The following is a 3,787-nucleotide window of genomic DNA, read 5'->3' as shown; positions in this document are numbered from 1 at the left end:
GATCCATCTCCTCCCTGCTCATGGGCAGGAAAGGCGCTGGGCCGAAGCATTCGGCCCAGTACTTGGGATAGTCAAAAAGCGGCTTGGCTGCTTGCATGTCGATGACCGTATGAAAAATCGCGGGCGCGGAATATAGCACAAAAAACAACCAATTCCGATGGCTTTAGTCGGAAATAGGCGGCGAAGATATTTATCCGGTAGACCTGATCAACCGCAGTGACCCTTTCGCGGGCAGAGCCCGCTCCCACAAGAAGCGGCGCTGCACACGGCTCCTGTGGGAGCGGGGTCCACCCGCGAAGGGGCGCTGTACGCAGCTCCTGTAGGAGCGGGGTCCATCCGCGAAGGGGCGCTGTACGCAGCTCCTGTGGGAGCGGGTTCTACCCGCGAAGGGGTCGTACCTGCAGGATCACTATTCGTCGTCGTCGAAGTTGTAGCTGCCCGGCGCAAGGTTCTCGAAGCGGGTGTACTTGCCGATGAACGCCAGGCGAATGAAACCGATCGGACCGTTACGCTGCTTGCCGATGATGATTTCGGCAATGCCCTTGTGCTCGGTCTCCGGGTGATACACCTCGTCACGGTAGACGAACATGATCACATCGGCGTCCTGCTCGATCGCCCCGGATTCACGCAAGTCGGAGTTCACCGGACGCTTGTTCGGCCGCTGCTCGAGCGAGCGGTTGAGCTGCGACAGCGCCACCACCGGGCAATTGAATTCCTTGGCCAGGGCTTTCAACGAGCGCGAGATCTCGGAAATCTCGTTGGTACGGTTGTCACCGCTGGAGCCGGGGATCTGCATCAACTGCAGGTAGTCGATCATGATCAGGCCGATCTCGCCGTGCTCGCGCACCAGGCGGCGTGTCCGCGCACGCATTTCCGACGGGCTGATGCCCGCCGTATCGTCGATGAACAGCTTGCGATCGTTGAGCAGGTTGACTGCCGACGTCAGCCGCGGCCAGTCATCGTCGTCCAGCCGCCCCGAACGTACCTTGGTCTGGTCGATGCGCCCCAGCGAAGAGAGCATACGCATGATCAGCGAATCGCCCGGCATCTCCAGCGAGTACACCAGTACGGCCTTCTCGCTGCGCAGCACGGCGTTCTCCACCAGGTTCATGGCGAAGGTGGTCTTGCCCATGGACGGACGGCCGGCGACGATGATCAGGTCGGCCGGTTGCAGGCCGCTGGTCTTCTCGTCGAGGTCGGTATAGCCGGTGGACAGGCCGGTAATGGCCGCATCGGTATTGAACAGCGTGTCGATGCGGTCGATGGCCTTGGTCAAAAGGTCGTTGACGCTCACCGGCCCGCCGGTCTTGGGCCGTGCCTCGGCGATCTGGAAGATCTGCCGCTCGGCCTCGTCGAGAATCTCGGCCGCGTTGCGTCCCTGCGGATTGAATGCGCTGTCGGCAATCTCGGTGCTGATGCTGATCAACTGGCGCAGGGTGGCACGCTCGCGCACGATCTGCGCGTAGGCCTTGATGTTGGCCACCGACGGCGTGTTCTTGGCCAGCTCGCCCAGGTAGCCCAGGCCACCGACCTGAGTACCCTGCCCTTCCTTGTCGAGCTGTTCGTGCAGGGTCACCACGTCGAACGGAGTGTTCTGATCGGCGAGCTTGGCGATAGCGCGGAAGATCAGGCGGTGGTCATGACGATAGAAGTCGCCGTCCGAAACCTGATCGAGCACGCGCTCCCAGGCGTTGTTGTCCAGCATCAAGCCACCGAGCACGGCCTGTTCGGCCTCGATGGAATGCGGGGGCACCTTGAGGGCAGCGGTTTGCAGGTCGTATTGCTCGGGAGCGGATATCTCGTTCATGGCCACTTGGAATTAGGGTTGCAGAAAAACAGCTTCTTCAGAAAGACAAAGGGCACGGCCTGTAAACAGGTCGTGCCCGATGTTAAACCGCCTGGCACCCGAGGTGCCAGCCGACTTATGCAGCTACTACGACAACGCGTACGGTAGCTTCAACGTCGCTGTGCAAGTGCACGGCTACGTCGTATTCGCCAACGTTACGAATGGTGCCGTTCGGCAGACGCACTTCAGCTTTGGCCACTTCGACGCCGGAGGCGGTCAGGGCGTCAGCGATGTCGTGGGTGCCGATCGAACCGAACAGCTTGCCTTCGTCGCCAGCGGTGGCAGTGATGGTCACTTCCAGCTCAGCCAGTTGGGCAGCGCGAGTTTCGGCCGAAGCCTTCTTGTCGGCAGCTGCTTTTTCCAGCTCGGCGCGACGCTCTTCGAACGCAGCCAGGTTGGCAGCGGTCGCAGCGGTAGCCTTGCCGAATGGCAGCAGGAAGTTACGGCCGTAACCGGCCTTAACATTTACCTTATCGCCCAGGTTGCCCAGGTTGGCGACTTTTTCCAGCAGGATCAGTTCCATTTGGTATAAACCTCTTAACTTTTAACCTTCACCGTTCGCGGAATCGCTATCGGTGCCTTTCGGCCCGATTCGGCCGCGAAAATCAATCAGGCTGTCGACAATGGCCAGAACCACGAGCAACGGATAGATCAGCTGCATGAACAGCACGAGCGTGACGTACAACCCTACGAGCCAGAACTTGCCCAGCTTGCCCGCCTTGACCAGCCCATGCATCAGGGCCAGCCCGGCGAACACCAGCGGTACGCTGCACAGCGGCGTCAACATGGCCATCTGAGGTCCGAAGTTCGGACCAATGAGCATGCACGCCAGCAGCAGGACCGCTGGCCAGAGTGGAATACGTATGGCGCGAAACTCGCTGCCGAAACCACCCGGGTTGTACAACGCCGCCTGCCAGTAACGCCCCAGCATCAGGGCTGCCACGCTGACGACTTGCAACAGGGCCGCTATCAGTCCGTTGAGTACCGGTGCAATGAGGTTGCCGAGGTTTGCCCGCTCTTCTACCGACATCTGCTGGTAGAGACCACCGAGCATCTGCGGCAGGCGTTCGTTCAACGCCTGCGCCAACGCTTCGATGGGTTCGCGAAACACCACACCCAACAACACTCCGTACACCAGCCCCAGCGCTATGCTGGCCAGCAGCACGCGATTCCAGGCCCATCCCGCGCGCAACAGCGCCGCGAGCCCCAGCGCGCCCAGCAACACCATCAAGGTGCGCGGTTCGCCGAAATACCACCAGGCCAGAGCCGGCAGCAGAGCCCAGACGAGGACGCCAAAAGCGTCACTCATGCCGCGCCGCAGGTACACCAGGCACGCTGCGGCAGCACTCAACCAGAACAACAGCGGCAATGCCGCACATCCGACCACAACCAGTGTGGCCTGCATGCGACCGCGCATGATGAAATCAGCCAGGGCACGCATGCGTATCTATCCTTTTACTACTTGTCGACAACCCGGTCTCAGCGGCCGTGGCTGTCGGTGTAGGCCAGCAGGGCCAGGAAGCGGGCGCGCTTGATAGCGACGGCCAGCTGACGCTGATAACGAGCCTTGGTACCGGTGATACGGCTTGGAACGATCTTGCCGGTTTCGGATACGTAGGCTTTCAGAGTGTTGAGATCTTTGTAGTCGATCTCCTTCACATCTTCAGCGGTGAAGCGGCAAAATTTACGACGACGGAAGAAACGTGCCATGTAATGGGCTCCTCAAAAGGTCCGTGGATTACTCGTCAGCGTTATCGCTGGCGTCGCTGTTGTCGCTGTCATCGCCATCGGCGTTGTCAGAGTGCTCAGGACGGTCACGACGCTCACGGCGCTCGCTGCGGTTTTCTTCTGCCTTGAGCATCTCGGACTGGTCGGTGACGGCTTCGTCGCGACGGATGACAAGGTTACGGATCACGGCATCGTTGTAGCGGAAGTTGTCTT

Annotated in this window: 5 protein-coding genes and 1 pseudogene; all 6 read right to left on the bottom strand. The window is 60.5% G+C overall.

The window, feature by feature from the left end:
- Positions 1 to 97, bottom strand: a 97-nt coding sequence (locus B2V21_RS11775; protein WP_414708394.1) for a hypothetical protein, incomplete at its 3' end; no start/stop codon positions are given.
- Positions 98 to 409: 312 nt separating this feature from the next.
- Positions 410 to 1,807, bottom strand: coding sequence for a replicative DNA helicase (gene dnaB / locus B2V21_RS11770; RefSeq protein WP_049862025.1), 1,398 nt, complete (start codon positions 1,805 to 1,807; stop codon positions 410 to 412).
- 115 nt (positions 1,808 to 1,922) lie between these two features.
- Positions 1,923 to 2,369 carry a 50S ribosomal protein L9 gene (gene rplI, locus B2V21_RS11765; protein WP_043191123.1) on the bottom strand — a complete coding sequence of 149 codons (447 nt, stop codon included), beginning with the start codon at positions 2,367 to 2,369 and terminating at the stop codon, positions 1,923 to 1,925.
- A 21-nt stretch (positions 2,370 to 2,390) separates the two neighbouring features.
- Complete coding sequence (locus tag B2V21_RS11760; protein WP_286916938.1) at positions 2,391 to 3,287, bottom strand: hypothetical protein; 897 nt, start codon at positions 3,285 to 3,287, stop codon at positions 2,391 to 2,393.
- 38 nt (positions 3,288 to 3,325) lie between these two features.
- A complete protein-coding gene (gene rpsR / locus B2V21_RS11755; protein ID WP_008368574.1) occupies positions 3,326 to 3,556 on the bottom strand; it encodes a 30S ribosomal protein S18 in 231 nt (76 codons plus the stop codon).
- 28 nt (positions 3,557 to 3,584) lie between these two features.
- Positions 3,585 to 3,787 (bottom strand): annotated as a pseudogene (locus tag B2V21_RS11750) (30S ribosomal protein S6); the annotation flags it as partial.

It is taken from the genome of Pseudomonas sp. UBA6276 (genome assembly GCF_002438365.1).
In the GTDB taxonomy this organism is placed as follows: domain Bacteria; phylum Pseudomonadota; class Gammaproteobacteria; order Pseudomonadales; family Pseudomonadaceae; genus Aquipseudomonas; species Aquipseudomonas coleopterorum.
The sequence above is the reverse complement of the archived record's forward strand: the minus strand, read 5'-3'. Positions and strand labels throughout refer to the sequence as shown.

Excerpts from the sequence above, each read along its gene's own strand:
- dnaB (WP_049862025.1), bottom strand. The coding sequence starts at position 1,807 with ATGAACGAGATATCCGCTCCCGAGCAATACGACCTGCAAACCGCTGCC.
- rplI (WP_043191123.1), bottom strand. The coding sequence starts at position 2,369 with ATGGAACTGATCCTGCTGGAAAAAGTCGCCAACCTGGGCAACCTGGGC.
- B2V21_RS11760 (WP_286916938.1), bottom strand. The coding sequence starts at position 3,287 with ATGCGTGCCCTGGCTGATTTCATCATGCGCGGTCGCATGCAGGCCACA.
- rpsR (WP_008368574.1), bottom strand. The coding sequence starts at position 3,556 with ATGGCACGTTTCTTCCGTCGTCGTAAATTTTGCCGCTTCACCGCTGAA.